General features: G+C 60.0%; 1 protein-coding gene. It reads right to left on the minus strand.

Annotated features, from left to right (window positions below; genetic code table 11):
- Positions 1–101: 101 nt before the first annotated feature.
- Positions 102–989, minus strand: a complete 888-nt coding sequence (locus JQ611_RS41480; protein ID WP_212468852.1) for a DUF1259 domain-containing protein — start codon at positions 987–989, stop codon at positions 102–104.
- Positions 990–1,082 lie beyond the last annotated feature (93 nt).

Raw genomic sequence — 1,082 nt, forward strand, 5'->3', positions numbered from 1 at the left:
AAGGCGGCGTGGTCAAACTCGCTGCCCGCGGCTTCTGGTATGGCGATGGTTCCGATTGTTTTCAGCGGCATGTCGACCTCACGATGAAAGCCTCAATCCGACTAGCCCTTCGTACTGGCAGTCTTGTCGAGTGCAGCGCGAAGTCCGCGGGCAAGTTTCAACGCGTCGTCATTGGCCCAGAAATGAAGGAAGAACAGCCGCGGCTGTTCGTCCAGCATATGGCTGTGGACGGCGGTTACGTCGATGCCGTTCGATCGCAATGCCCTGATCACCGGATTCACCTCGTCACCGGAGAGGACGAAATCGCCGGTGATTGCGGCCTTGCCGCTGCCGGTGGGCTGAAAGCCGATGGCTATCGCCACGCCCATCGGCCCGACCGGACTCAACTGCATGCCGTTTTCCGTCACCGGATCGCGGCGCGGCACGGCGAATTGATAGACGCCGCCGTTCGGCTGTCCCTTGACGCCAATGATCTGATCTAACTGTGCCGTATCGAGTTCGACCGCTGGTGGAGGCGCTGCGGCAGGCGTCGCGAGCGGGGTCTTGCTCGCCGCCAGAGCATCGCGAATGACGCTAGCCATCTTTTCGGGATCGCCGTGGCCTCCGACATGCATGTAGAACGTGGCCGGGCTGGCGCGCAGCAGGTGATTGTGGACGGCAGTGATCTCAAGCCCACCTTCAATCATCTTGAGCATGACCGGATTGATTTCAGTCTCCAGCAGCACGAGGTCGCCCATCACCATGGCCTCCCCGTGCATTGGCTTGAACGCGACCCAGCCGCCGAGCGCCAGAGCCGGTTTGATGGTGACGCCGTCGAGGGTCACGGTCAGATCGGTGCGGGGAAAGCCGTAGCGGTGCACGTCACCCGAAATCGCGGGCTTTCTTCCGAACGTGTCATCGACCTTTTTCCAGTTGATTTCCTGGGCGGTCGCTGCGTTCGTGAGGGAGGCTGCGAAGATCGAAGCCACGAGCCAAAGTTTGAGACCCATCTATCTCTCCTTCGGATTTGAGGGGATGTCGGACTGCGGAATAATATCTGACAGGAGAATTTCGGTTTCGAATCCCATCGCGCGTAACGCAAT

Source organism: Bradyrhizobium sp. AUGA SZCCT0182 (genome assembly GCF_018130185.1).
Taxonomy (GTDB): domain Bacteria; phylum Pseudomonadota; class Alphaproteobacteria; order Rhizobiales; family Xanthobacteraceae; genus Bradyrhizobium.

What these genes read in the sequence shown, in the direction of transcription:
- JQ611_RS41480 (WP_212468852.1), bottom strand. Translation starts at nt 989, where the DNA reads ATGGGTCTCAAACTTTGGCTCGTGGCTTCGATCTTCGCAGCCTCCCTC.